This is a genomic window from Prochlorococcus marinus CUG1433, assembly GCA_017644425.1.
GTDB classification, from domain to species: Bacteria; Cyanobacteriota; Cyanobacteriia; order PCC-6307; family Cyanobiaceae; genus Prochlorococcus_A; species Prochlorococcus_A marinus_U.
Genome location: JAEPLN010000001.1, coordinates 130,767 through 157,654, shown reverse-complemented (window position 1 = coordinate 157,654; position 26,888 = coordinate 130,767). Strand labels below are relative to the sequence as shown.

At 29.8% G+C, this 26,888-nt stretch carries 29 protein-coding genes; 16 read left to right on the top strand and 13 right to left on the bottom strand.

All coding sequences use genetic code 11. The annotated features are described in order from the left end of the window. Positions 1-18 precede the first annotated feature (18 nt). Positions 19-1,764 carry an ABC transporter ATP-binding protein gene (locus JJ842_00910; GenBank protein ID MBO6970471.1) on the bottom strand — a complete coding sequence of 582 codons (1,746 nt, stop codon included), beginning with the start codon at positions 1,762-1,764 and terminating at the stop codon, positions 19-21. Between the two features lie 80 nt (positions 1,765-1,844). On the opposite strand from JJ842_00910, the gene JJ842_00905 reads away from it, so the two are divergent. From JJ842_00905 to JJ842_00865, 9 genes are all read left to right on the top strand, one after another. After that, positions 1,845-2,141, top strand: coding sequence for a DUF3288 family protein (locus JJ842_00905; GenBank protein MBO6970470.1), 297 nt, complete (start codon positions 1,845-1,847; stop codon positions 2,139-2,141). 33 nt (positions 2,142-2,174) lie between these two features. Next, on the top strand, positions 2,175-3,209 hold the full coding sequence (trpD, locus tag JJ842_00900) for an anthranilate phosphoribosyltransferase (GenBank protein MBO6970469.1): 1,035 nt from the start codon (positions 2,175-2,177) through the stop codon (positions 3,207-3,209). A 10-nt stretch (positions 3,210-3,219) separates the two neighbouring features. Then, positions 3,220-4,359, top strand: a complete 1,140-nt coding sequence (gene carA / locus JJ842_00895; GenBank protein MBO6970468.1) for a glutamine-hydrolyzing carbamoyl-phosphate synthase small subunit — start codon at positions 3,220-3,222, stop codon at positions 4,357-4,359. Positions 4,360-4,416: 57 nt separating this feature from the next. Further along, positions 4,417-4,785 carry an anti-sigma factor antagonist gene (locus JJ842_00890; GenBank protein ID MBO6970467.1) on the top strand — a complete coding sequence of 123 codons (369 nt, stop codon included), beginning with the start codon at positions 4,417-4,419 and terminating at the stop codon, positions 4,783-4,785. Beyond that, positions 4,782-5,180 carry a ribonuclease III gene (locus JJ842_00885; GenBank protein MBO6970466.1) on the top strand — a complete coding sequence of 133 codons (399 nt, stop codon included), beginning with the start codon at positions 4,782-4,784 and terminating at the stop codon, positions 5,178-5,180. Before JJ842_00890 ends, JJ842_00885 begins: the two co-directional genes overlap by 4 nt. 4 nt (positions 5,181-5,184) lie before the next feature. Then, the gene (gene rlmB, locus JJ842_00880; protein MBO6970465.1) at positions 5,185-6,189 is read left to right on the top strand and encodes a 23S rRNA (guanosine(2251)-2'-O)-methyltransferase RlmB; all 1,005 of its coding nucleotides are present in this window, start codon (positions 5,185-5,187) and stop codon (positions 6,187-6,189) included. A gap of 146 nt (positions 6,190-6,335) precedes the next feature. Beyond that, positions 6,336-6,551: a DUF1816 domain-containing protein gene (locus JJ842_00875; protein ID MBO6970464.1), complete on the top strand. Its 216-nt coding sequence runs from the start codon at positions 6,336-6,338 to the stop codon at positions 6,549-6,551. 22 nt (positions 6,552-6,573) lie between these two features. Continuing rightward, positions 6,574-8,022: an Asp-tRNA(Asn)/Glu-tRNA(Gln) amidotransferase subunit GatA gene (gene gatA, locus JJ842_00870; GenBank protein ID MBO6970463.1), complete on the top strand. Its 1,449-nt coding sequence runs from the start codon at positions 6,574-6,576 to the stop codon at positions 8,020-8,022. A gap of 84 nt (positions 8,023-8,106) precedes the next feature. Next, complete coding sequence (locus JJ842_00865) at positions 8,107-11,604, top strand: DNA polymerase III subunit alpha (GenBank protein ID MBO6970462.1); 3,498 nt, start codon at positions 8,107-8,109, stop codon at positions 11,602-11,604. A gap of 1 nt (position 11,605) precedes the next feature. On the opposite strand, the gene JJ842_00860 is transcribed toward JJ842_00865, so the two are convergent. The 5 genes from JJ842_00860 to JJ842_00840 are packed head-to-tail and all read right to left on the bottom strand — an operon-like array spanning position 11,606 to position 14,317. Further along, entirely contained in the window at positions 11,606-12,055 is a 450-nt protein-coding gene (locus JJ842_00860; protein ID MBO6970461.1) for a PAM68 family protein, read from the bottom strand. A gap of 9 nt (positions 12,056-12,064) precedes the next feature. Further along, positions 12,065-12,334 (bottom strand): 30S ribosomal protein S15, encoded by a 270-nt coding sequence (gene rpsO / locus JJ842_00855; protein MBO6970460.1) that lies wholly within the window; start codon positions 12,332-12,334, stop codon positions 12,065-12,067. A 33-nt stretch (positions 12,335-12,367) separates the two neighbouring features. Next, positions 12,368-13,045: a Holliday junction branch migration protein RuvA gene (gene ruvA, locus JJ842_00850; GenBank protein MBO6970459.1), complete on the bottom strand. Its 678-nt coding sequence runs from the start codon at positions 13,043-13,045 to the stop codon at positions 12,368-12,370. After that, on the bottom strand, positions 13,046-13,402 hold the full coding sequence (locus tag JJ842_00845) for a glycine zipper 2TM domain-containing protein (GenBank protein MBO6970458.1): 357 nt from the start codon (positions 13,400-13,402) through the stop codon (positions 13,046-13,048). A gap of 24 nt (positions 13,403-13,426) precedes the next feature. Beyond that, positions 13,427-14,317, bottom strand: coding sequence for a DMT family transporter (locus JJ842_00840; GenBank protein ID MBO6970457.1), 891 nt, complete (start codon positions 14,315-14,317; stop codon positions 13,427-13,429). A 93-nt stretch (positions 14,318-14,410) separates the two neighbouring features. Between JJ842_00840 and JJ842_00835 the strand changes: the two genes are divergently transcribed. Next, positions 14,411-16,444 carry a DNA primase gene (locus JJ842_00835; GenBank protein MBO6970456.1) on the top strand — a complete coding sequence of 678 codons (2,034 nt, stop codon included), beginning with the start codon at positions 14,411-14,413 and terminating at the stop codon, positions 16,442-16,444. Positions 16,445-16,460: 16 nt separating this feature from the next. On the opposite strand, the gene JJ842_00830 is transcribed toward JJ842_00835, so the two are convergent. The 5 genes from JJ842_00830 to JJ842_00810 form a co-directional block, all read right to left on the bottom strand. After that, complete coding sequence (locus JJ842_00830) at positions 16,461-16,928, bottom strand: serine hydroxymethyltransferase (protein ID MBO6970455.1); 468 nt, start codon at positions 16,926-16,928, stop codon at positions 16,461-16,463. Between the two features lie 9 nt (positions 16,929-16,937). After that, entirely contained in the window at positions 16,938-18,224 is a 1,287-nt protein-coding gene (locus JJ842_00825) for a Y-family DNA polymerase (GenBank protein ID MBO6970454.1), read from the bottom strand. Then, positions 18,221-18,637 carry a translesion error-prone DNA polymerase V autoproteolytic subunit gene (gene umuD, locus JJ842_00820; protein ID MBO6970453.1) on the bottom strand — a complete coding sequence of 139 codons (417 nt, stop codon included), beginning with the start codon at positions 18,635-18,637 and terminating at the stop codon, positions 18,221-18,223. Before umuD ends, JJ842_00825 begins: the two co-directional genes overlap by 4 nt. Positions 18,638-18,735: 98 nt before the next feature. After that, positions 18,736-19,152 (bottom strand): 23S rRNA (pseudouridine(1915)-N(3))-methyltransferase RlmH, encoded by a 417-nt coding sequence (locus JJ842_00815; GenBank protein MBO6970452.1) that lies wholly within the window; start codon positions 19,150-19,152, stop codon positions 18,736-18,738. 19 nt (positions 19,153-19,171) lie between these two features. After that, positions 19,172-19,504 carry a hypothetical protein gene (locus tag JJ842_00810; GenBank protein ID MBO6970451.1) on the bottom strand — a complete coding sequence of 111 codons (333 nt, stop codon included), beginning with the start codon at positions 19,502-19,504 and terminating at the stop codon, positions 19,172-19,174. Between the two features lie 55 nt (positions 19,505-19,559). Here JJ842_00810 and rsmA point away from each other — a divergent pair, with 55 nt between their 5' ends. The 6 genes from rsmA (at position 19,560) to secF (ending at position 25,236) form a co-directional block, all read left to right on the top strand. Next, entirely contained in the window at positions 19,560-20,384 is an 825-nt protein-coding gene (rsmA, locus tag JJ842_00805; GenBank protein MBO6970450.1) for a 16S rRNA (adenine(1518)-N(6)/adenine(1519)-N(6))-dimethyltransferase RsmA, read from the top strand. Positions 20,385-20,396: 12 nt separating this feature from the next. Next, entirely contained in the window at positions 20,397-21,332 is a 936-nt protein-coding gene (locus JJ842_00800; protein ID MBO6970449.1) for a 4-(cytidine 5'-diphospho)-2-C-methyl-D-erythritol kinase, read from the top strand. A gap of 23 nt (positions 21,333-21,355) precedes the next feature. After that, complete coding sequence (locus tag JJ842_00795) at positions 21,356-21,658, top strand: DUF3082 domain-containing protein (GenBank protein ID MBO6970448.1); 303 nt, start codon at positions 21,356-21,358, stop codon at positions 21,656-21,658. Positions 21,659-21,837: 179 nt separating this feature from the next. Next, positions 21,838-22,821, top strand: coding sequence for an alpha-ketoacid dehydrogenase subunit beta (locus tag JJ842_00790; protein MBO6970447.1), 984 nt, complete (start codon positions 21,838-21,840; stop codon positions 22,819-22,821). 3 nt (positions 22,822-22,824) lie between these two features. Then, positions 22,825-24,294 (top strand): protein translocase subunit SecD, encoded by a 1,470-nt coding sequence (gene secD / locus JJ842_00785; GenBank protein MBO6970446.1) that lies wholly within the window; start codon positions 22,825-22,827, stop codon positions 24,292-24,294. A 21-nt stretch (positions 24,295-24,315) separates the two neighbouring features. Continuing rightward, positions 24,316-25,236 carry a protein translocase subunit SecF gene (secF, locus tag JJ842_00780; GenBank protein ID MBO6970445.1) on the top strand — a complete coding sequence of 307 codons (921 nt, stop codon included), beginning with the start codon at positions 24,316-24,318 and terminating at the stop codon, positions 25,234-25,236. Positions 25,237-25,434: 198 nt separating this feature from the next. On the opposite strand, the gene JJ842_00775 is transcribed toward secF, so the two are convergent. Further along, entirely contained in the window at positions 25,435-26,478 is a 1,044-nt protein-coding gene (locus JJ842_00775; GenBank protein MBO6970444.1) for an AI-2E family transporter, read from the bottom strand. A gap of 13 nt (positions 26,479-26,491) precedes the next feature. Beyond that, complete coding sequence (psb28, locus tag JJ842_00770; protein ID MBO6970443.1) at positions 26,492-26,845, bottom strand: photosystem II reaction center protein Psb28; 354 nt, start codon at positions 26,843-26,845, stop codon at positions 26,492-26,494. Between the last annotated feature and the right edge of the window lie 43 nt (positions 26,846-26,888).

Sequence of the window (26,888 nt, the reverse complement as noted above, 5' to 3'; positions counted from 1 at the left end):
AAGTAAAAAATATTACTTTTAGCTCTTAACAATTCTGGTAGCTAGTTCTCTTTCCCAAAGTTGTTTATATAGCCCATTAACTTTTACTAAATCTTTATGAGCCCCTTCTTGTACTATTTCTCCTTGGTCCATTACTAAAACCCTATCACAGGTAGCTGCAACAGAAAGTTGGTGACTAATCATTATGATTGTTTTATTACTTCTATCACTCATTTCATCTATTATTCTTGCTGCTGTTTTATTATCTACACTCGCTAAAGCATCATCAAGAACAACAATAGGAGAATTAACAAGTAGTGCTCTTCCTAGTGCAGTTCTTTGCCTTTGTCCACCACTTAATGTAATACCTCTTTCACCAACAATAGTTTTAAATCTTTGAGGAAAACTATTGATATCATCAATTAATCCTGCTTTTGTAGCACTTTCTTTAACTAAATATTTAGAGGCTTTGGGTTCTCCAAAACTTAGGTTTTCTGAGATTGTAGAAGTAAATAAGAATGCTTCTTGAGGAACGATTGAAATATTTTTTCTAAGATCGCTTAATTTTAAAGTTTTTACATCAATTTCATCAAGAAATAATTGATTATCTGGAATTTCAATAGTCCTTCCAAGAGACTTTGCTAGTGTTGTTTTCCCACAACCTACTGGGCCAACAATAGCAATAAGTTCTCCAGGATAAATTTTAAAATTGAGACTATTTAATGAGTTAAATTTTGATCCTGGATACTTTATTGTTAAATTTTTTGCTTCTAATAATCCTTTGACCTTTCTTTTTAAAAATTTAGTTTCTGCTCTATCTACAATATTTGGGTTGTTCTGAAAGATTTCTTCCACACGATCTAAACTTACTTGCCCAAGTTGAAAAGTATTTAAGGTAAAACCTAATAGAGCTGTTGGGAAGACCAGTCTTTCTACGTATAGAATTAAAGCTACTAAACCACCTATCGAAATAAATCCACTCTCTAATTGAAAAGTTCCTAATGATAATAAAATCAATAATGAAATTGAGGAAATCCCTTGTAGCAAAGGGAATAGAGTACTCGCAGTTCTTGCAAGTTTTATCGCAGAATTTCGATAATCATTATTATAAATGTTAAATTCTTTTTTCTCAGCATTCTCTTGGGCATAAATTTTAATGGCACTTATACCAGAAAGATCTTCTTGTATTAAATCACTAAGTTTTGATAATGATTCTTGTTGAGCTTTTCTTTGTTTAACCATCCTCCCGCCAAATAGACTTACAATTCCAAGGATTAATGGAAATATCATTAAAGCTGAAATTGTTAATGTTTTATTTATCGAAAACATTGAAGGAATAGTGAATGAATAAGCTAAGACAATGTTGCATAAGCTTAAAACTGTAAAACCTAAAAGTCTTCTTATGTTTTCAACATCACTTGTAGCTCTACTAATAATGTCTCCACTACCTTTTTTTTGAATCCATTCTGGATCTTGAATAAGTAAATGGTCAAAAAGTTTTTGACGCAGATTTACTTCTACTTTTCTACCTATGCCGAAGACAATCTGTCTTGAAAATAATCTTATTAAACCCATACAAGTTGCTAAAAATATTAACCATAAAGATTTAGTAATAACAAAATCCGAAGAAAACCCATTTTGTAATTGGTCAATTATATTTTTTACTTCTAAGGGTATTACAACACTCAATATATTTACTAATAAGAGAGCTAAAGCTCCATATAGAAATTCTTTTTTGTAAGGTCTTAGGTATTTAGATATGACTTTTATCTTTAAATTTTTCATTTTATTTTGCCGATATGATTAAGATAATGTTTCATTTTTGAATATGTGAGCTAATTTTATAAATGATTCAATATTTATTTATGGGTAACGAGCAAACTCATCCATTACATGAAACAGACAAAAACATTATAGATTCCCTTATCACAAAAAATACACCAGAAGATCTTGACTTCATTAATTTAGCTAGATTAATAAATCGTTATACCAATTTCCCAGGAGAAATTGAAATTAAAAACGATATTGAAAAAATTTTAAATTTTTGGAAGATCACTAAAAATGAACTTTTTTCAAAAACAAAAAATATTTGGCAAAAAAGTTTCAGGCCTTCTAATACAAATAAAGATTTAGTGGGCTCAGGTTTTGATACCTCAAATTAAATTTTATCTGCATAATTTTTCTTCCATAAATAAATGTCTTCTAATCTATCAAACTCTGAAATCCTAAATAATTTGTTGGAGGGAATGCATCTTGATGAATTAGCCTCTAGATCTTTAATGCAAAGATGGCTTAATGATGAAATCTCAGATGTTGAAACAGGAGCTTTTTTGAGTGCTTTGAGAGCAAAGAGTTCTACAGGTGTTGAACTAAGTTCTATGGCTGAGGAACTCTTAAATGTTTGCGAATTGCCAGTAGCAAGACCAAATTTGTATTTGGTAGATACTTGTGGAACAGGGGGTGATGGAGCTAATACATTTAATATTTCAACTGCAGTAGCATTTGTAGCTGCATCTTGTGGAGTAAAAATTGCAAAACACGGAAATAAAAGTGCTAGTGGGAAAGTTGGCTCTGCCGATGTTTTATTAAATCTTGGTTTGAATTTAAATTGTTCATTAGAAAAAGTAATCACAGCCGTGAGTGAAATTGGAATAACTTTTTTGTTTGCACCTGTTTGGCATAAATCATTAATAAAACTTGCTCCATTAAGAAAGACCCTTGGAATAAGGACAATATTTAATCAACTTGGACCATTGGTAAATCCTTTAAGACCCAATGCACAAGTTTTGGGTGTTGCTTCTGAAGATCTCTTAAAACCGATGGGAAGTGCTCTTTTAAAAATGGGAATGAATAGAGCAATAGTCGTTCACGGTTCGGGTGGCCTTGATGAGGCCTCGCTTCAAGGTAAAAATAAATTAGTGTTTGTTCAGAATGGTGAATTAAGGTTTTCAGAAGTTAATATTTCAGATTTTAAGCATGAAAATATTTCTAACGAAAAGCTTGTGGTTTCTGAGCTTGATTCTAATGAGGAAATATTAAAGTCTGTTTTAAATGGTTCTGGACAAAAATCTCATATTGATGTTGTTGCCTTGAATACTGCTTTAGTGCTTTGGGTGGCAGGTATTGAGGATGATTTAAATGAGGGGTTTAATAAAGCTTTATTTTCAATTAATCAAGGAGATCCTTGGAAAAAGTTTTTACTCCTAAAAAATTATTTATCCGAATTTTAATTTCAACTTGATGATTAACCCATATAAGAAAAACGCGAAATTAGTTTTAAGTAATGGAATTATATTTCCTGGATTTTATTTTGGTGCTTCAGGTACAGCTATTGGTGAAATAGTCTTTAATACAGGAATGACTGGATATCAAGAAGTTATTACTGATCCAAGTTATTACGGACAGATATTAACATTTACTTATCCAGAGATTGGAAATACTGGCATCAATTTTGAAGATTCAGAATCTAATATTAATGTTAAAGGCATAATTGTTAGAAATTTTTCGTCTAACAACAGCAATTGGAGATCTAAAAAGAATTTTAATCAATGGTTAATTGAAAAGAATATCATAGGCCTACATGGAATTGATACGAGAGCTCTTGTAAAAATATTAAGATCTAGTGGTTCAATGAATGGAGTTATTACTTCTGAAGATAAAACTCTAGAAAGTTGTTTAAAGATAATTAATAACACGCCAAAAATGGAGGGGTTAAATTTATCAAAAGTAGTTTCAACTAAGCAACATTATTTATGGAAAGACTATACACAAACAAATTTTGACATAAGAAAAAGACATACTGAATCGTCTAAAAAATTAAAAATAGTAGCAATTGATTTTGGAATTAAGAATTCAATTCTAAATAGACTTGTTTCGCATGGTTGTGAAGTTTTGGTTTTGCCTTCTCAATCTTCTCTGAAAGATGTTCTCTCTAAAAAGCCAGATGGTATCTTTTTCTCAAATGGTCCAGGTGATCCCTCTTCTGTATCTGAAGGCATAAACTTAGCTAAATCACTTATTGAATATGGTGAAATTCCTATGTTTGGTATTTGCCTTGGCCACCAAATATTTGGATTGGCACTAGGTGGTTCAACTTATAAATTACCTTTTGGACATCGTGGTTTAAATCATCCTTGCGGTGAAAATAATAAAATTGAAATAACGAGTCAAAATCATGGTTTTGCTATTGATCCTAATTCTCTCTCAAAAGACAAAGTTAAAATAACCCATTACAACCTTAATGATAATACAGTCGCTGGTTTGGAAGTTTATAATAAGCCAATTTTTAGTGTTCAATATCATCCAGAAGCAGGGCCTGGCCCACATGACTCAGATTATTTATTTAAAAAATTTGTTTCTCTAATGTTAGAAAGATGTTGACATATTGTTTTCTTTTGATTTGATAATTACATTTAATAAATTAATTAATGGAGGGATTTGATCATAGAAGATTTCCAGAAGCTAACGGTTTCTCTAAGAGGAAACATAGATGTAAAAACAAATATTATTGTTTTTACTTTTAAGGGTCAACTTGATGCCTTTTCAGAAAAACAATTTAAGACTTTCGTTAATAAAAATTTAGAAAATGATCTTTCATATGTTATTGATCTCACAAAAATTGATTTTGTCGATTCTTCCGGTCTTGGAGCTCTTGTTCAGACTGCTAAAGAAAGCAAAAAATTAAAGCTAGGTTTTTCTGTTGTTGGCAATTCCAGAGTTGCTCAAACAATTAAACTTGTTCGTTTAGGTGATTTTCTCAATTTAAAGTCTAGTCTTGAAGATGCATTAAATTTCTTAAAAAATTGAATTATTGGATTCAAAACTTAGTTCCACATGGATCTCCTGATGAAATTGGTGTTATTCAACTTGCTTGGCTTGGAGATTCGGTTTGGGAGCTCCACCAAAGACTTAGGCATGTTCATTTTCCTTTAAAATCTAAAGACCTCCATTTATCTGTAGTAAACGAAGTAAAAGCAAAATCTCAGTCAAAAGCATTAAGTCAAATTGAACATTTATTAAATTCAAATGAAATTGATCTAATTAGGCGTGCTAGAAATAAAACAAAGAGATATCCAAAATCTTCAGACCCAATCATATACTCAAGAGCAACTGGTTTTGAAACTCTTATTGGCTGGCTATTTTTAAAAGATCCTCAAAGATTATCAACACTTTTTGAATATTTAGAATTAAAAATGAACTGAATCTATGAAAAACTCCTCAAATAAATTTCGCGGAAAAAATAATAAAGAGTACAAAAAAAAATCAGATTTTGGTTATTACTCAAAAAATACAAATCGTTCAGAAAAAAATGATAAATTTTTGAAAAATTCCGCTAAAAATAAGAAACAAGAAAATTTTAAAAAAGATGATGAAAATAATACTTTTTCCTCTGTAAAGAGAAGAAATCCAAGATTTAAATCTAATACAGAATTTCCTATTAAAAATTCAGAAATGCATAATGAGATTTCCAATAAGAGAAATTTTGATGATTGGATATGGGGTAAACATTCGGTTTATGAGACTCTTAGTAGTGATAGAGCTATTAATAGGATTTGGTGTACTTCGGAAATTTTTTCTTCAGACAAATTCTATATTTTGCTTAAGGATTTTAAATCAAAAGGAGTTCTTATTGAAGAAGTTTCTTGGAACAGACTTTCGCAATTGACTTATGGTGCTTCACATCAAGGAGTCGCATTGCAGTTAGCATGCTCTAAAACAATATCCCTAGAACAATTAATTGATTTTTCGAAACACAATTGCCCAAATCCTTTAATAGTCGCATTAGACGGTATAACCGATCCTCATAATGTTGGTGCGATAATAAGATCAGCGGAAGCATTTGATTGCAAGGGTTTAATTATTCCTCAAAGAAGGTCTGCAGGATTGACTGGAACAGTCGCCAAGGTTGCTGCAGGAGCCTTAGAACACCTTCATGTTAGTAGAGTTGTTAACTTAAATAGAGCACTTGAGGAACTTAAGAAAAATGGTTTTCTTGTTGTTGGCTTATCAGGAGATGGTCAAATATCTATATCAAATTTTCAAGAAAAAGCACCTTTGGTAGTTGTAGTTGGCTCTGAAAATAATGGTATTTCTTTGCTTACACAAAAAAAATGCGATTTCATATTAAGTATTCCTCTTAAAGGTAAGACTTCAAGTTTAAATGCCTCTGTGGCGGCCGCCATAGCCCTATTTCACTTGACAGGTAAATAATTTTATTGTTAATAAGGACTGTTTTTAAAGAACACTAAAATGTTGTTGTTTCAATACATTTATATGATTAATAAAAATTTATTGAACTTTCACTACAAAATTGTATAGAATTTAACAAGAATTGATGGCTCAATAGGCCAAAAAAATTGATTAGAAACTTTGGAAACAAACTCGGTTTAGCTTGGTGGGCTAAAATTGAGACAGATCAACCTAGTAGTATCTACTGGTTCGGCCCATTTATTACTAAACGTAGTTTAAAACAAAATATGCCTTCTTTTATTAAAGATCTTTCAGATGAAGGATATGAAAATATTAAACACAGTTTAGTACGTTGCAAAAAAGAAGAACCATTAACTATTTGATAAATTTTTAAGAAATTAACAAATGAATTTTAATTCTTTAAGAAAAGAAATTATCAGTAATAATGCTTCTGTTAAGGAATTAATTAATGATATCTTTACCAAAATCGATCATAAAGATCCTGAAATTAACTCATATATTTGTACCACAAAAGATAATGCTATCGCGCAAGCAGAGAACATTGATAAATTAATTCAAAATAATGAAAAACTTCCTGCTCTCGCGGGGATGCCAATAGCGATTAAGGATAATATTTGCACTAAAGGTGTGGCAACCACTTGTGCAAGTAAAATGCTCAAAAACTTTGTTGCACCATATGAAGCTACAGCTTCAAGTAAATTATGGTCTTCAGGAGGAATTTGTTTAGGAAAAACAAATTTAGATGAATTTGCAATGGGTAGTTCAACGGAAACTTCCGTATTTGGTGTTACTTCAAATCCTTGGGATATTAATAGAGTGCCTGGAGGCAGTTCTGGAGGTAGTGCTGCTTCAGTTGCAGCTGGATTTTGTGCAGCGGCTATAGGTTCCGATACAGGAGGATCAATAAGACAACCAGCTTCTTTTTGTGGCGTCGTAGGTCTTAAACCTACTTATGGCAGAGTTAGCAGATGGGGGCTAGTAGCATTTGCTAGCTCTCTTGATCAAATTGGCCCAATTACAAATACTGTCTCAGATGCGGCTGAAATTCTTTATTCAATATCTGGTAAAGACCCCTTTGACTCAACAAGTCTTGATAAGCCAGTACCAAATTATTTGACTGACTTAAATAAATCTATAAAGGGTTTAAAAATTGGAATCATTAAAGAATGTTTTGAGCACCCAGGGCTTAATCCAGAAGTTAAGGAATCTGTTCTTTCTGGAATTGATAGATTCCAATCTTTAGGAGCAGAAATTATCGAAGTTGATTGTCCTAGATTTAACGATGGAATTGCGACATATTATGTCATTGCACCATCTGAAGCCTCCGCAAATTTAGCTAGATATGATGGAGTTAAATATGGCTATAGATCGAATGAAGGTTCAAATCTTATAGATATGACTTCAAAAAGTAGAGCTGAAGGTTTTGGAGATGAGGTACAAAGAAGAATTTTGATAGGTACTTACGCTTTGTCTGCTGGATACAGTGATGCCTATTATAAGAAGGCACAAAAAGTTAGGACACTTATAAGAAAAGATTTTGAAAACGCTTTTAAGAAAGTTGATATTTTATTAACTCCAACTTGCCCAACCACTGCTTTTTTGAAGGGAGATTTTGTAAATGATCCACTTTCAATGTATTTGTCTGATCTATTAACTGTTCCTGCTAATTTAGCAGGCCTCCCAGCAATAAGTATTCCTTGTGGTTTTGATACAAAAGGATTACCTATTGGAATGCAATTAATAGGCAATGTATTAGAAGAAGATAGAATATTGAATGCTGCAAATATCTTTGAAATTGATGCTCAGGTAATTAAGAACAATCCTTTATTTTAAATTTGTATTAATAATTAATTTGTAATCACAAAATATAGATCTTTTAGAAATTTTCTCTATCTTATATATATAAATTGATTCATTATGGGTTTCGTTTCACTTCATAATCATAGTGACTACAGCTTACTTGATGGTGCCAGTCAAATTTCCAAAATTGTAGATAGGGCTTTTGATCTTGGGATGGAATCGATAGCTCTTACTGATCATGGAGTTATGTATGGAGTTCTTGATTTGGTCAAGAAGTGTAAAGAGAAAGGTATAAAGCCTATTATTGGTAATGAAATGTACGTGATTAATGGTTCTATTGATGATCCTCAACCAAAAAAAGAAAAAAGATATCATTTAGTGGTTTTAGCAAAAAATTATACAGGTTATAAGAATCTAGTAAAGTTAACAACAATAAGTCACCTAAATGGGATGAGAGGTCGAGGCATTTTCTCTAGACCATGTATTGATAAATCTCTTTTAAGCAAATATAGTGATGGTCTCATAGTTTCTACAGCTTGTCTTGGTGGAGAGATTCCTCAGGCTATATTAAAAGGTAGATTGGACGTAGCAGAGGATATAGCTCTTTGGTATAAAAAATTATTTGCAGATGACTTTTATCTAGAAATACAAGATCATGGCTCGATTGAGGATAGAATTGTTAATGTTGAATTAATAAAAATTGGGAAGAAGCACCAAATAAAAGTTATCGCCACCAACGACGCCCACTACTTAACAAGTATGGATGTTGAAGCACATGACGCTTTGCTTTGTGTATTAACAGGAAAGCTAATAAGTGATGAAAAAAGATTGAGATATACAGGTACAGAATATATTAAAAGTGAAAATGAAATGCTTGAACTTTTTAAAGATCATATTGATGATGAATCAATTATTGAGGCTGTAAACAATACAGTAGAAATTTCTCAAAAAGTTGAAGTATTTGATTTGTTTGGTAATTATAGAATGCCAAAATTCCCTCTTAATGAAGATACAGATTCATTTTCTTTCCTTACAAATTTATCTAATAAAGGCCTTTTAAAAAGACTTAAAAAAAATGATCTTACAGAGGTTGATGAGAACTACAAAAAAAGACTATCTTCCGAATTAAAAATTATTAAAGATATGGGCTTCCCAGATTATTTTTTGGTTGTTTGGGACTACATCAAATTTGCTAGAGATAACTCTATCCCTGTAGGACCAGGTAGAGGTTCTGCAGCAGGCTCACTAGTAGCTTATGCTCTCCAAATTACAAATATAGATCCTGTTGAGCATGGATTGTTGTTTGAGAGATTTTTAAATCCAGCGAGAAAGTCAATGCCAGATATTGACACTGATTTTTGTATTGATAGGAGAAATGAAGTCATAGATTATGTTACTAATCGTTATGGAGAGGATAAAGTTGCGCAAATAATTACTTTCAATAAGATGACTTCAAAGGCGGTTTTAAAAGATGTTGCAAGGGTTCTTGATATACCGTATGGAGAGGCGGATAAATTGGCTAAGTTAATACCGGTTGTAAGAGGGAAACCCCATAAATTAAATGAAATGATTGATAAGAATTCTCCTAGCCAAGAGTTTCGAGAAAAATATATTAATGATAATAGGGTGAAAAAATGGGTTGATTTGGCTTTAAGAATTGAAGGAACTAATAAAACATATGGAGTTCATGCTGCTGGAGTTGTTATAGCATCAGATCCTCTTGACGAACTTGTACCTCTTCAAAGAAATAATGAAGGACAAATAATAACCCAATACTCTATGGACGATATCGAATCACTTGGATTATTGAAAATGGATTTCTTGGGTCTTAAAAATCTTACGATGATTGAAAAAACAGTTTCTCTTATTAATCAATCTACTGGAAAGAAATTAAATATTGATGAGTTACCTCAAAATGATTGTAAAACCTTTGATCTTATAGGGAGAGGAGATCTTGAAGGTATTTTTCAACTTGAATCTTCAGGTATGAAACAGGTCGTTAAGGATTTCAAACCTAATTCTCTAGAGGATATTTCGTCCATATTGGCTCTTTATAGACCTGGTCCTCTTGATGCAGGCCTTATCCCTAAATTTATAAATCGAAAAAATGGTAACGAAAAGGTTGATTTTCCTCATCCTTTTATTAAGTCAATTCTCACTGAAACCTATGGGATTATGGTTTACCAAGAGCAAATCATGAAAATTGCTCAAGATTTAGCCGGTTATTCTTTAGGGGATGCCGATTTACTTCGAAGAGCAATGGGGAAAAAGAAAGTATCTGAGATGGTAAAGCATAGGAATATTTTTGTGGACGGTTCTATGAAGAAAGGTGTAAATGAAAAATTAGCAAATGATCTTTTTGATCAAATGGTTTTATTCGCAGAATATTGTTTTAACAAAAGTCACTCAACTGCTTATGGTGCTGTAACTTATCAAACTGCATTTTTAAAGGCTCATTTTCCTGTTGCATATATGGCAGCCCTCTTAAGCGTAAATTCTGGCTCCAGCGACAAGATGCAAAGATATATTTCTAATTGTTATTCCATGGGTATAGAAGTTATTTCACCAAGCATTAATTTTTCTGGGGTTGATTTTACTATTAAGAATAATCAGATTTTATTCGGGCTATCTGCAATTAAGAATTTAGGAGATTCTGCAATAAGAAATATAATTGAAAATCGTAATAATTTTGGTAGTTTTAAATCATTATCCGATTTGTGCGATCGTTTACCTACTAATGTTCTTAACAAAAGAAGTCTTGAATCTTTAATTCATTGTGGAGCACTAGATGAGTTTTCAAATGATAATAATAGAGCTCAGTTATTGTCAGATCTCGAACATGTTATTGAGTGGGCCTCTTCAAGAAATCGTGATAGGTTATCGGGGCAAGGAAATCTATTTGATTCTAAAGAAGAATTTTCTAATGTTGCTTTTTCAGATTCACAGTTAGCAAAGGTTGATGATTATTCACTTATTGAGAAGTTAAAGTTAGAAAAACAGCTACTGGGCTTTTATTTATCTGATCATCCTCTAAAGCATTTAACTAAGCCAGCAAAACTTATATCTCCTATAAGCATTTCGCAGTTAGAAGAAACAAAAGATAGAACCAAAGTCTCTTTAGTTGGAATGATCCCTGATTTGAAGCAAATTACAACTAGAAAAGGAGATAGGATGGCTATAGTACAGCTAGAAGATCTTTCTGGAAGTTGCGAAGCAATAGTTTTCCCAAAAACCTATGTCAGATTATCAGAATTTCTTCTGACTGATACAAGGTTACTGGTATGGGGAACAATTGATAAAAAAAGTGATAAGACTCAATTAATAATTGATGATTGCAGAGAAATCGATAACCTTAAATTGCTAATTATTAATCTTGAAAGTTCTCAAGCATCAGATGTAAAGGTACAAAATACTTTGAGAGACTGTTTAATTAAATTTAAACCAGATAAAGGTAGATGCGGAATCAAGATTCCAGTTTTAGCTGCAGTTAGAAATAAAAATAGTGTAACCTACGTTAAATTTGGTGAACAATTCTGTATTGGAGATATTCAAGGAGCTTGCAAATTATTAGAAGATAAATCATTCCAAGTTAATTTGAAATCTTTAGTTTCCTAGATTAACTTTTATCCTCAAAATTTTGAGTTGCAGGTTTAAAGGCAGCTTTTGCACGTTGTATGTTCATTGGGATATTTTCAATACCAAAAAAAGATCCAGGCTCTTTATCCCAACTAGCTGATAATATTCCAAAACTCAATCCTGCTAGACCTAACAAGAAAAAAATTGCTGAAATTGCAATGGTTGAGGAAGGAGGAATTTCAGCAATATTTCTTGTAACGATAATATAGCTAACAACAAAAACAGACATTCCTAATATTGTTGGTATTCCAGCTGTAAAAAATATTCTTCTTGCCATTCTATCAGCAACATATTTAGGTATTCCACTTGATGATCGCTTTGGTTTGGTTACAGGAATAGGAGTTTTATCTAGATTAGCGAAAGCATTTGTCTCAGAATAGATTTTTTTCTTTTTATTTTGTGTCTTTTTTTTAGATTGCTTTTTTTTCATTAATTGAGATCATCCTCTGATTCCAATTTTCTTTACTAGTTCTTGATATTTCTGAACGTTTTTGTCTTTTAAGTAAGATAGTAATCTTTTCCTTTTACCAATCATTTTTAATAATCCTTGCCTTGAAGCGAAATCATGGATGTTTCCTTGGAGGTGGTCACTTAATTTAGAAATTCTTTTAGTTAGCATTGCAACCTGAACTTCAACTGAACCCGTATCAGTTGCGTGTACTTGATGGTTTTCAATAAGCTTCTGTTTTTCTGCTGTATCTAATGACATAAAAAATTTTTTTCCTTAAATCATATTACTACGTTATCTGTCTATATTACTACCTTCATTATCTAAATAATTCATAGCTAACTTTAATAAATTCTCAAATGATTTATTCTTTTCTTTTTTAGAAAGAATATCTGTTTCTTTGAAAATAATTGGCAAAATACTTTTAATTTCACTTTTGGTGTAATTTAAAGACTTTAATGTTAATTCAAGGTCAGGCAACATTTTATTTATTTCAGAATCATTGATTTGAAATTCATTTTTACTTTTTTCTTCATCTAGTTGTAATTTATTTTTAAATTTACTTTTTAATTCTAAAATCAACCTTTCAGACATTTTTTGACCTATGCCGGGCACAGAACAAATTAATTTTTTATTTTGACTATTAATTGCATTTACTAGTTCTTTAATTGAAAATTTATTTAATAAGCTCATACCAATTTGTGACCCTATTCCTCTGATATTTAATATTTCAATGAAAATATTCTTCTGATCCTTAGATATGAAACCAAATAATAAATCGGAATCTTCTTTCTTGATATGTTTTATCCAAAGAATAATGTTTTTATTAGTTATTTGATTTGTTTTTAATTTGAGAAAGAAAGTTTCTAAAATTTGGATTTCGTATCCTAATCCTTGACAATTTATTAATACAAAAAATTTTTGATTAATTTGCCAAAACTCAACTAATTCTCCATTTATCCAACTTATCAATTAACCACCATCCACCTGGCATCCAATTAGTGCCCCTGCTGTCCCGCCGGCAGGTACGGCCCACAATCTATCTTTTCCTCTAGATGAGGAAAGTGCTATTCCAGCTCCTAGAATACCTCCTATAAGTGAACCTTCACTACAATCATTATCATCTATTTTCTCAGCTTGATTATGACCTCCGCAGGGCACTACGACATCAACTTCATAACTTTTTACGTAACCTGGGTTTGATTTCGTGCCAGGAATATATTCTTCTCTATATTCAGATCTTGTACATGTTACTGACTTTGGTGTGCCGGCATTAACATGAAGAATTGGAGAAAAACAAAATAAAAAAGCTAAATAGAAAAATTTCACACTATTTTTTACTCTGTTGTTATTCTAAGTCTTTTTAATTATTTTGGTAGTAGATATGATAGTTCCTAATAAAACTAAAGAAGCTCCAAATAGGAAATTGATGTTTATTATTTCACTAAAAAACAAAATCCCCCAAATTGAACCGAATAAAACTTGTAAATAATTAATTGTTGAAGCTTCAGAAGCAGGTAAATTTTTTAATCCTATAGTCAAGAAAGTTTGACCTAATTGAGTAAATAAGCCAATGCCAATTATCCAAACTAATTCACTCCAATTTGGGGTAACCCAGTTGATTAAAACAATTGGCAATAATGTTATAAAAGAAACAAGTGGAAAATATTCAATGATTACATAAACATTTTCAGTGAATGAAAGTTTTTTAACTGTAACGTACGCCAAAGCAGTGAAGATTGCTCCAAGAAATGCTATCGAAATCGAAATTTTTTCAATTTCAACGCTTATATTTGATAATTGGCTTGGATTTAATATTACAAATATTCCAATCCATCCAATAATTAATGCAAAAATTATATTGCGAGTTATTTTTTCGTTTATAAATATGCCAGCAAATATAGATATAAATATAGGATATGTGTACTGAATAACTGTAGATATACTAAGTGGCATATTTCTTATTGCATAAAAAATACAAACTAAGGCTAATGTTCCTAAAACACCTCTCAAGATAAGTAATGGTCTATTATTGCCCCAAGGATTTATATTTTTTAGATTAATTATGAACAATGTAATCATTAAACTTAACAATGATCGGAAAAAAACTAATTCATAAATAGGTATCCTTTTATCAATATTTTTTACGCACAATGTCATCAAACTAAAGAAGAATGAAGCTAATACCAAATTAAACTTATTTAAAGAATTAAATTTTTTTTCTAATACGGCGATATTTATCATTTAAAAAATAGCTTTATTGTGAAATTAAGTAGATTCTTATTTGATTTTGAACTATAACAAATAAATCATTATCTAATTTTGATAAAAATCTCAATGGTTCATTCTATACACCCAAGAACTATTCAAGAGGTTAAGGAAAAGGCGGATATTGTGGATGTTATATCTGAGCATATTGTTCTTAAGAAGAAAGGCAAGGAATTTGTTGGGATTTGCCCTTTTCATGATGATACTAAGCCATCTATGACAGTATCACCTAGTAAACAGTTCTATTATTGTTTTTCTTGTGGTGCCGGTGGTAATTCTATTAAATTTTTAATGGAATTTACTCGTGCAAATTTTTCAGATGTTGTACTTTCTCTCGCTAAAAAAAATAATATTAATGTTGAAAATCTAGAGGGTCCCCAAGTAGAGGCTTATAAAAAACAATTATCTAGAAAAGAAGAACTTTATAAAATATTAAGAGTCACTAAAAATTGGTTTAAGTCTCAATTAAATAATTCTCTTGGTATTGAAGCTATGCAATATTTAACATCAAAGAGAAACTTGAGTAATAAGATTATTGATAACTTTGAATTAGGTTTTGCCCCAAATTCATGGAATGATTTATTCAACTATCTATCCAAGGTAGAAAAATTTCCTATCAAACTTATTTTAGCTTCAGGCCTTGCAATTTCTAAAGATAATTCTGACAAGATTTATGATCGTTTTAGAAATAGATTAATTGTTCCAATACATGATATGCAGGGAAGAGTAGTTGCTTTTGGTGGAAGGTCTCTTGATGGACAGGAACCCAAATATCTTAATTCTCCTGAATCGGAGATATTTGAAAAGGGTAAAATGTTGTTTGCATTCGAAAAAGCTTCTAGCAATATTAGGAAAAGAGATAAAGCTATTATTGTTGAAGGCTACTTTGATGTGATTTCACTTCATTCAAAGGGTATTACTAATTCAGTAGCTTCTCTCGGTACCGCATTAAATAAGTATCAAATTTCTCAACTTTGTAGATGTACGGATAATAAAAATATAATTTTGAATTTTGATTCTGATAATGCAGGAATTTTAGCTACAAAAAGAGTAATTAAAGAAGTCGAGAGTCTATCCCTTCATGATCAAATTAATCTTAAGATACTTAAACTAAGAGATTTTAAAGATCCTGACGAATATTTGAATAGTCATACGCCTGAAGATTACTTTAATTTAATTGATAATTCATCCTATTGGATTGATTGGGAGATTGATCAGATCTTTAAAGATAAAGATTTAACTAAGTCTGAAATTTTCCAGAGTGTTATTTCGTCATTGGTAAAATTGTTGAGTAAATTACCTCAATCATCAACCAGAACCCATTATCTACAAAAAGTGTCCGAACAATTAAGTAAGGGACAAGCTAGGTTAGCAATACAGTTTGAACAAGATTTAAGAAATCAAGTAAAGGGATTTCGTTGGCATGGTAGATCAAAAAAATTTGAACAACCAAATGAAATATCCCGAAGGGAGAAAAATGAATCGGAAATAATTTTTTATTATTTACATTGTCCAGATCTCAGGCAATTTATTCGTGATGAATTTCTTAAAAGAGATATTAATGGTTTTAATACTAGTTATATTCAAAGTTTATGGGAAGCTATTTCAAAAATTGAACAAAATAATTTGGGTTTAAATTATTTAAATGATTTAAAACAATCCAATAGTCAAAATCTTCAAAAAGATTTTTCTTCTATTAACTTAATTTCACTTCTGCCTGATTACTTAGCTCTCAATAATCTTGAATTATCAAATAAAATTAATATTTTTATTAATCCAAATGAGTTGTTTTTAACATTGCTGAGTAATCCTAAGGATAATTTACTAGGAACATTATCACTTCTTGAGAAATATAATTCTCTTAAAAGATGTAGACACTTAATCGAATCTTGGGGATCTCAAAGATTAAAAACTTTAGAAAATTGTATATCTATTTTAATTGATAATCCTTCTTCAGGTTCTTCAAATACAAATAAAGAGATAGATGAACTTTTTAAGGATTTAAACTCAGATGCGATAAAATTTCAGGAATTATATTACTTAGAAAGGCAACATATTAATTTTTTAGATAAACAACGTTGTGGCAATTTCATGGCTAGTTAATATAAAAAATTTTAATTTATAGGCAGTATTTTTTAATCAAGTTTTTAACTTTTTTGGGTTTATCTTCAAGAACATAAGCTTCTACTTCTTTCGCATAAGTCCCAGAAAAATTTGAACTAGAGAACTCTAATGCTTTTCTTTTACTTTGATGCAATTTGCTTTCTAATTTTTTTATATCCCCTATTGTTTTATTGTCATTACATTTTTGTATCGCATGAGTTGCCTCGTGTCTTAATGCTTTTCTTATTGCTCTTTCTGTTTTGAAGTTATCTTTATTTGGTTGTTGATTCTTATCTCTATAATTTGTTTTCCTTTTTGCATTTTCAGTACATATTATGATTTTATTTTCTTCAAATTTGTGTAGTCCTTTTATCTTTCTGTTTAATAGACACTCAACTTTATTTTCTTCAACCATGTAATTTGCTTTTATCAATAAATCAAGAATCTCTTTGTCTATTTTGCTTAAAAATATAATAAATTCCATTTTATTTTTTTACTTTAATATAGTTGGTATCTGCCTGATGTCGGTTGTTGATGAGCGACTTAAGAAATTCTTATTCATCGACCAACTTTGTTGCTTTTTTGTGATCGCCCATGTAATTGCATTTTTATTAAATCTTTTATTTAAGAAATCAATCGTTTTCATAAGACTTGTTGATTTTTTTAGGTCTTTTTGAGATTTGTAATTGATAACCGATTGCTGTAAATATTCGCTATTTGTTAAATCTTGCATTAAAACACCAGCTTTTGAAAATTTATATTCGGGATTATAAATTTCTTTAGATAGTTCGACTACTATTTTTAAAATGTTGTTTGTGTCGTCTGTTGCATTTATAAGTTGTCTATGAGCACTGCGTTGGTAATTTTGACTTGAATATTTACTGGTTCTGGCAAATACTCTAATATTAGATGATTGTAAATTTTGACTTCGCATCTTTTCAGACGCTTTTATTGCGTAAGTCGCCAGTGCTTGAGTTAAGTCTTCTAATTTTGTGATAGGAGTGCTGAAACTTCTGCTTACCTGAATTTCTTTTTTTGATTTTTTATTTTTTTCTATAGGTAGACACTTATGACCTTTCAGTTCTAATTGCAATCTTTTCCCTACAATACCTAGTTTCTTAATGATTTCATTTTCTTCTATATCTCTTAATTCTCTTGCATTTTTAATACCTTTACTTTGTAACCAACTAGAGGTTTGTTTACCGACTCCCCAGATCTTATCTACAGCAATTTTTTTCAAATAATTATTCTCATTTTTGGTTTCAGCTAAATCAAATATTCCAGCGGAGGAATCAATATTTTTAGCTAATTTATTTGCAATTTTTGCTCTTACTTTATTTTCTCCTATTCCTATAGTTATGGTAATTCCTAGATTCTGATATATTAATGATCTTACGCTTCTTGCCCAAGGATATAGATTTTTATCATTAGGTCTAGAAATAGAGATAAATGCTTCATCAATGGAATAAATTTCTATCTGTTCACATTGGTTTTTTATTAGATTCATTAGTCTTCTACTCATATCGCCGTAAAGCGAGTAGTTTGAGCTTAGAACTGCTACATCTAATTTATTTAATCTTTCTTTGACCTTAAAATATGGAGTTCCCATTTTGATTTTTAAAGCACGTGCTTCAGGACTTCTCGCAATGATACATCCGTCATTATTAGATAAAATTACTACTGGTTTATTTCTTAAATGAGGATTAATAGTTTGTTCACACGACGCGTAAAAGTTATTAGCATCTATTAGAGCTATTGCCTCAATACTTGAAATCCTCATAAATAGCTATGTATTGAATAAATAACAACCCCCCATATCTGTACATCAATATGGTTTTTAAATCTAAAATCAGGGTAATTATGATTCTCTGCTTTTAAATATAATTCATTATTTTTTATAGATAATCTTTTTATTGTAAACTCCCCGTCTATCATCGCAATGATAATATTCCCTGGCCTGGCAGTTAAACTCTTGTCTACTATTATTAAATCTTTATCTTTAATTCCTGCATTTATCATTGAGTCACCTTTAACCCTAAGAAAAAAGGTGCTAAACGGATTAGATATTAAATGTTCATTTAAATCAATACTTTCTTCTGTATAGTCATCTGCAGGAGAAGGGAATCCTGCAGATACTGAATCAGTTAACAAGGGGACTTTAAACTTTTTAGTGGTTGAATCAGAAAAATCCAAGGCTTCAATTAATAGTATATATGTACTATATAATAAAACCTAGGGATTGGTTGGTTGTTAAAGTTTTATATATTAATTTTAGGTTAAATATAATCTTATTAAGAACGATGGTAGGGGGAGTTAGTAGATATGGAAATAGCCCTATAGATTTGCTCAAGTAAAATTAATCTAGCTAATTCATGAGGAAAAGTTAAAGGAGAGAGACTTAGTAGAAGATCGGATTTTCGTTTTATATCTGAGCTAATCCCATCAGTATCACCAATTAAGAAACTAATTTTTTTATTTTTAAAACTTAAAAGAAAAGAAGATAGTTCAACTGAATTAAATTGTTTTCCTTCTTCAGTTAGGCAGATAATAATATTATTATTGGATCTAAGATTATTTAAATTAAAAGTCTTTAACTCATTAATGACAAGTTCAGGCATTCTTTTTTTGTATTGATTAATTCCATCTCTAATCCAAAGTTTCTTTATTTTGCCGATAGCATAAATTGTTAATCTATTACTCTGAAGCATAAGTAAATATTAAAACAAATTATTCGTCAAGAAGATAATTAAATTCATCATATAGTTCCTCTTCGGTTGTTAATTTCTTAGAAAAATTAGCTTTTCTAGAATTCATATTAATTTGATTAAGCTCACTTTTTCTTAGTGAATTATTAACGTTTGAAGTCTCTTCTAAAGATTCTGAATTATCAATTAACGAATAAAAAATTTTATTGGGATCTTCTGACTTAAGTGGATTCGGGATTAAATTATCATTGTTGTGTCTATTTGTGTAATTATTTATATCTTTACTTTCATTATTTAAATTTTTATTTTTTTTAAATTTATTGAGTTTATCTAAATTTTTTTTTGATAAACTCATGATATAAGTATTAAATAAGATCATATTTAATTTAAACATATTATTTATCTTTTAGATGAATTCTAAAAACTATCATCAAAAAAAAAGATTTGGACAACATTGGTTGGTAAATAAAAAAATATTAGAAAAAATTAAGGAAATTGCTGTTCTTAATCAAAATGACTTTATTTTAGAAATTGGTCCAGGTAAAGGAGCTTTAACATCTAAGTTATTAGATTCAGAAATTAAAAAATTACATGCAATTGAATTAGATAAAGATTTAATAAATTTACTAAATGATAAATTCAATAATAATGATAAGTTTTCACTTCAGCAGGGAGATATTCTTTCTGTAAATTTAGATTCGATTAATATAAAGGTTACAAAAGTAATTGCAAATATTCCTTACAATATAACTGGCCCAATTTTGGATATTTTTATAGGGCGATTGGGCATTGTAAGAAACTATAATTACGAAAAAATAATTTTTTTAATGCAGAAAGATGTTGTAGATAGGATTTTGTCAAAAGAAGGTAGTCCCAATGCTGGTGCTCTTAGTATAAGAATGCAACTTCTATCAAAAATTAAAAGAATTTGCGATGTACCGCCTTCATCATTTAGTCCGCCTCCAAAAGTTTTTTCTTCTTTAGTAGTTTTCGAACCAATTAAAAACGATTTGAGATTAGATATTGGTTTAGAAAAATATATAGATAAACTTCTCAGAATTTCATTTAATTCAAGAAGAAAAATGCTTAGAAATACTCTTAATTCAATACTTTCAAATGAAGAGATAAATGAATTATCTGAAACTTCAAAAGTTTGTTTTAATTTAAGACCACAAGATATTTCAATTGATCAATGGATTAAGCTTGCAGAGAATTGTATTAAAATTAAAAAATAAAAATTTAAATATATGCAAGATATAGCTAAAACGAAAATTATTATAAAATCTCCCGCCAAAATTAATTTGCACCTTGAAGTTATTGGTAAAAGGGAGGATGGATTCCATGAGTTGGCAATGATTATGCAAAATATTGATCTTTCTGATTATTTAGAATTTCAAATTAATAATGAAGGTTTAATTAAACTTGAATCAGATTGTAATGATTTAAGTTTATCTAGCGATAACTTGATTGTTAAATCCGCAAATCTATTAAAGAAAAAATCAAATATAGATTTTGGTGCAAATATATTTTTAAGAAAAAATATTCCAATTGGTGCCGGATTAGCCGGTGGATCCAGTAATGCAGCAGCAACATTAATTGGTCTTAATAAGTTATGGGATTTGAACTTAAATCAACAAACATTAACTTCATTAGCATCAACTTTAGGATCTGATATTCCCTTTTTTATAAATGGTGGTATTCAATTATGTTTTGGGAGAGGGGAAATTTTAGAGAAATTAGATTTAAACTTCGAATATGGAGTAATTCTTTTAAAAAATCCAAATATATCAGTATCTACTGCTGAAACTTATAAAAAATATAGTAAAAGATTTTGTGATCAATATCTTACTAATATAGAAATGATTGAGAACATAAGAAAAAATTTAAGAGATAATGGTTTAAATAACTTAAATTTTGATAATCAACATTTAACTATAAAAAATGATTTGCAGGTAGTTGTTGAAAATGACAATGATTCTGTAAAGCAGGCATTATATTTACTTTCTAAATTAGAGAATAGTCTTACATTTTCAATGAGTGGATCAGGTCCAACATGCTTTGCACTTTTTAAAGATGTTGAAACTGCTAAAAAAGAATTAAATGCAAATTATAAATTATTTAAAGATAATGGTTACGATTCATGGGTTTGCACTTTCCTTAAAAAGGGAATAACATTCATTTAAATTTTTTTAAACAAAAATTTATTGTGGCTGATAATAGTAATGAGAATATTGAAAAAAATATTCCTGAAAAAGGACCATTAAATTTTATTGTTGGATCATTAACCAGTTTTTTATTATTTATATTTTTTTATTTTGTAAGTAACAAAATTGCAATTTATTTTTCAATACATAAACCATCCAATTCATCAGAAATTGTTCAAAATATTACTTCAAGTATTAATACCTTAATAATTGGATTATCTTTTTTGCTAACTTTTTCTTTTGCTTTTATAGGTATAGGACTTTTTATTGTATTTATTCGCAGTTTTTTTCTGAAGAAAAGTTGAATTGCGAATATCATTAAGAAAATAAGTTATTTGAATGTCTTTACATGATCTAGGACTTTTAGTACTTTTGCTTTCACCAGGAATGATTTTGTCAATATTACTACTTATAACCTTTGCTGAAGGTGGTTGAATTATTCAAAGTGGTAAAATTATATATGTGATTAATTAGGTAATTAATTGTGGCTGGAACATTATTATTTAATGCTTTGAAAGAGGCAATAGATGAAGAAATGGCAAATGATGTAAATGTTTGCGTTATGGGGGAAGATGTTGGTCAATATGGAGGATCTTATAAGGTAACTAAGGATTTATATGAAAAATATGGAGAGTTAAGAGTCTTAGATACTCCAATTGCAGAGAATAGTTTTACGGGTATGGCTGTTGGTGCAGCAATGACTGGCTTAAGACCAATAGTAGAAGGAATGAATATGGGTTTTTTGCTTTTAGCTTTTAATCAGATATCAAATAATATGGGTATGCTTAGATATACAAGTGGAGGAAATTATAAAATACCAGCAGTAGTTCGAGGACCTGGAGGAGTTGGTCGCCAACTTGGTGCTGAGCATAGTCAAAGACTTGAAGCGTATTTTCATGCAGTTCCTGGCATAAAGATTGTTGCATGCAGTACACCTACAAATGCTAAAGGATTAATGAAAGCAGCTATAAGAGATGATAATCCGGTTCTATTTTTCGAACATGTTCTTCTATACAATTTGTCTGAAGAATTACCTGAGGGAGATTACACTTGCGCTCTAGATCAGGCTGACGTTGTGAAAGAAGGTAAAGATATTACTTTGTTGACTTATTCAAGAATGAGACATCACTGCCTTAAAGCTGTTGAAGAATTAGAAAAAAAAGGAATAGATGTTGAGTTGATCGATTTAATAAGTTTAAAACCATTTGATATGGAAACCATCTCAAAATCAATAAGAAAAACAAATAAAGTAATTATTGTTGAAGAATGTATGAAGACTGGAGGTATTGGTGCAGAATTAATTGCCTTGATAACAGAAGAGTGCTTCGATGATCTTGATGCTCGACCAATTAGATTATCTAGTCAAGATATTCCAACTCCTTATAATGGAAATCTTGAGAATTTGACAATAATCCAACCACATCAAATAGTTGAAAAAGTTGAAGATTTAATTAGTGGGAGTATATAGATAATGAAAAGAAGGCAAGGTTGGCTTTTCTTTATTTTATTTCTATTTACTTTGTCCGTTTATCTATTAATAAATTATCCCTTGCAGCTGGGATTGGACTTAAAAGGAGGTTCTCAACTTACACTACAAATTATTAAAGAAGAAGGGAAGGTAACAAGGGATGAACTTGAAGCAGTTAATTCGGTTATAGATAAACGCGTTAATAATTTAGGAGTTTCTGAGTCTAACTTGCAAACCTTAGGTGGTGATCAATTGATATTAGAATTACCTGGAGAACAAAATCCATTAGTTGCTTCAAGGGTATTAGGTAAGACTGCTTTATTAGAATTTAGAACTCAAAAAAAAGGAACATCTACAGATTTAAAAACCCTACAACTACAGAGATTGAATATTAAAGAATTAATTGAACAATATTCCTCTGCAGAAAAAAGTCAAAATGATGATAATTTCTTAAAAGTTATTCAGGATGATCTTAAAGAGAAAGAGCAAGAATTAAATTACACATCTACTAGTAAAGATTTATATGAGAAGTTAATTGAAATCAAAAAGTATGTTGATAAAGAAATTACAAATTTATTTATTAAAACTGATTTATCTGGTAAAGATCTTATTAACGCAGGTAGGAGACAAGAACAAACAAATAATAATTGGGAAGTTTTATTAACTTTTAGTAATTCAGGAGGTGAAAAGTTTGCAGAAATTACAAAGTCAATTGCTGGCACTAATCAACTACTGGCTATCGTTCTAGATGGCGAATCAATAAGTGAAGCAAGTGTTGGTAGTCAATTTGCTAATACTGGGATTACAGGGGGATCAGCAACAATAAGTGGTAATTTTAGTGCTGAAAATGCTAGAGAATTAGAAGTTCAACTTAAGGGAGGTTCATTGCCATTGCCAATTGAAATAGTAGAAACTAACACTATAGGGGCTCTTTTGGGATCTAATAATATTTTAAAAAGTCTTTATGCAGCTATTAGTGGATTAATTTTTGTTGGTATATTTATGATTTTTAATTATAGAATTTTAGGTTTTGTTTCAGTTCTTTCTCTAGTACTTTATGGTTTCTTTAACTTAGCCCTATATTCTTTGATTCCGGTAACTTTAACTTTACCTGGAATATCTGGGCTTATACTTAGCATTGGTATGGCTGTTGATGCAAATATTTTAATATTTGAGAGAATTAGAGAAGAATTATATGATGGTAATACTCTTACAAGATCTATTGATAGTGGTTTTCAAAGAGCTAATTCATCCATAGTTGATGGCCATATTACAACTCTTCTTAGTTGTTTTGTATTGTTTTTATTAGGAACTAATTTTGTTAAAGGTTTTGCTGCAACATTAGGTATTGGAGTCTTAATAAGCTTGTTTACATCATTAAATTGTTCCAAAACTATTTTGCGATTTTTTACAACATATCAATCTTTAAGACAAAAAAATCTCTATCTGCCAAGGAATAATTTTTCAAACTAAATTTTTATTACTAATCTTCCCATGAAATACAAACTTGAACTTATAAAAAATAAAAGAAAAATAATTGGTTTCTCAACTGTTCTTATTTTGTTGAGTCTTTTAGGGATTTTTTATTCTACTTTTAATACTTCTTATAAGAAACCTATAAATTTAGGGATGGATTTTGTTGGGGGAAATGAATTAAGAATAGAGAGAGTTTGTGAAGAAGAATGTTCTAATTTCTCCCCTGATTCAGTTTTAGAAAAGTTAAGAGAGATCTCTAAAAATAAAAACGTATTAAATAATATTAAATTACAATTCCAAAATAATAATAAATTAATTTCAATAAGAACCCCTTATTTGAGTATCGAAGAATCAAATAATCTTATTAATAATCTTGATAATATAGTTGGTCCTCTAAATTATGAAAGTAAGGATTCAAGATTAATAGGTCCAAAGCTTGGTAAAAGATTACTTACTAATTGCGTTACATCATTATTAGTTTCTTTATTTGCAATATCTTTATATATAACAATTAGATTTGATAAAAAATATGCATTATTTGCATTGTTAGCTTTATTCCATGATTTAGTAATTGTTTTCGGCATTTTTTCCTGGCTTGGAGTTATTTTATCTGTCGAGGTAAATAGTTTATTTGCTGTGTCATTGTTAACTATTGCCGGTTATTCTGTAAATGATACTGTCGTTATATTTGATAGGATTCGTGAGAATTTAAAATTAAAGAATGAAGGTTATAACGAAACTATTCAATTATCAGTTAACGAATCATTTAGGAGAACAACATTTACTAGTATTACAACTCTTTTCCCTTTATTAAGCATAATTTTATTTGGATCTTACTCACTATTTTGGTTTTCTTTGGCCTTATCTTTAGGAATTATAGTTGGAAGCTATTCAAGTATTTTATTAGCTCCATCTTTGTTGCTGAAAGACAAAGCCTAACTTTCTAGTTTTATGAAATTAAATTACTATTTGATAATTTTATTTTCTTTAGTTTTTATAGATCTTTCTACTGAGATAAGAATATTATTTGATCATTTTACTTTTAGCTCATTATATTTTGCTATTGGTAAACATCCCTTGGCCTTCTTTATTCTTCTTTCATATCCATATTTATATAAAAAAATAATTAAGTAGTTTTTAAATATCTTTAAGTGATTCTTTGATTATAACCTGTATTATTACAGCTAATGGAAGAGATAGAATTAAGCCTAAAGGACCAAAAATGAAGGTGAATCCAAATTGTGAAATTAATGTTAGACCAGGAAGTATGTTTGCTTTTTTCTTCATTATAGATGGCATTATTATATAGCTTTCAATATTTTGAATGATTACATATGCTCCAAAAACCGCCAGTGGTTTCCAAAAATTATCTAGTAGTGCAATTGAGATTGGAAATATACCACTAATAACTGGACCTATATTTGGAATAATATTAAGAACCATTGCTATTAAAGCATTTGAGACAACATATTTGACATCTAATATAGACAGAACTATTAATGATAATAGACCTACTGATAATGAGCTTATGACCACAGAAAAGGTCCAATTAGCTAATGCGGTATTGCATTTTTCCAGAATATTTCTAAATTTGTTGCGATAATTTTTTGGAATTAATAGAAGTATATTTTCTTTATATTGTTTTGGTTCAATAGAAATCATTAAACTCACTGCTAATACGAAAATTAATTTCAAAAGACCTGAACCCAGATTCCCCGCTATGTTGATTAAATTTTTAAAACTTTCTTGAATAGCTTTTGCAATGGTAGAGGCCTCTGGAATGGTTACTACATTATTTATAAGACTGAAAATGTCTATAACATTTTCTGATTGTTCGCCATAAAATAAATTATTTAATTTGTTCAGATTTGTATTGATCAAAATATTTATTTTTGATAAACCATTTGGAATATCAACTAATATTTCATTGAATTCTTTTATAAATGGAGGCAATACAAGAATAAAAATAGTAAATACTATTACTGATATAAAAGTTAAGACAAGAAACAATGAAAGCGTTCGGGGAATTTTCAACCCCTTCTGTATTTGATTACATAAATTACATACAATATTTGATATCACTAAGGAACAAATTATTAAGAGGAGAAAATCTCTTAGAGTCCATAATACTAACGAAGTGATTAAAATTACTACTAACTTGAAATATGATGCACTACTCAATTTTCAAAATTTTTTACCTCTTTTCAGAATATCCTAATCCATTTGATTTGGCATAACTATTTGCAAATCTCATAAATCTATCAAAGTCAGATGTGTTCTTCCAAATGTATACTGCTTCTAAAAATATTGGTTCTCCGTCAACAAACTTTACTTTAACTTCCCTAGTTAGTATTTGACCTTCAGAGTCAATCATACGCATACCTGTGATTTCCCCATCTGTAATTGAAGATAATGCCTGAGGTTTTTCGAACAAAAATAAAGCTTGGCCGGTGGTGCCGTCCTTACTCCTAGTTAGTCTTATTTCAGGGACTATTGGTTCATCAGTTCCTTCATAAAATTGTATTTTTGCTGTCTTATTTGCAGTCATAATATTCGATTAATAATTTCCTATCTTAGGAAATATTTTTCAC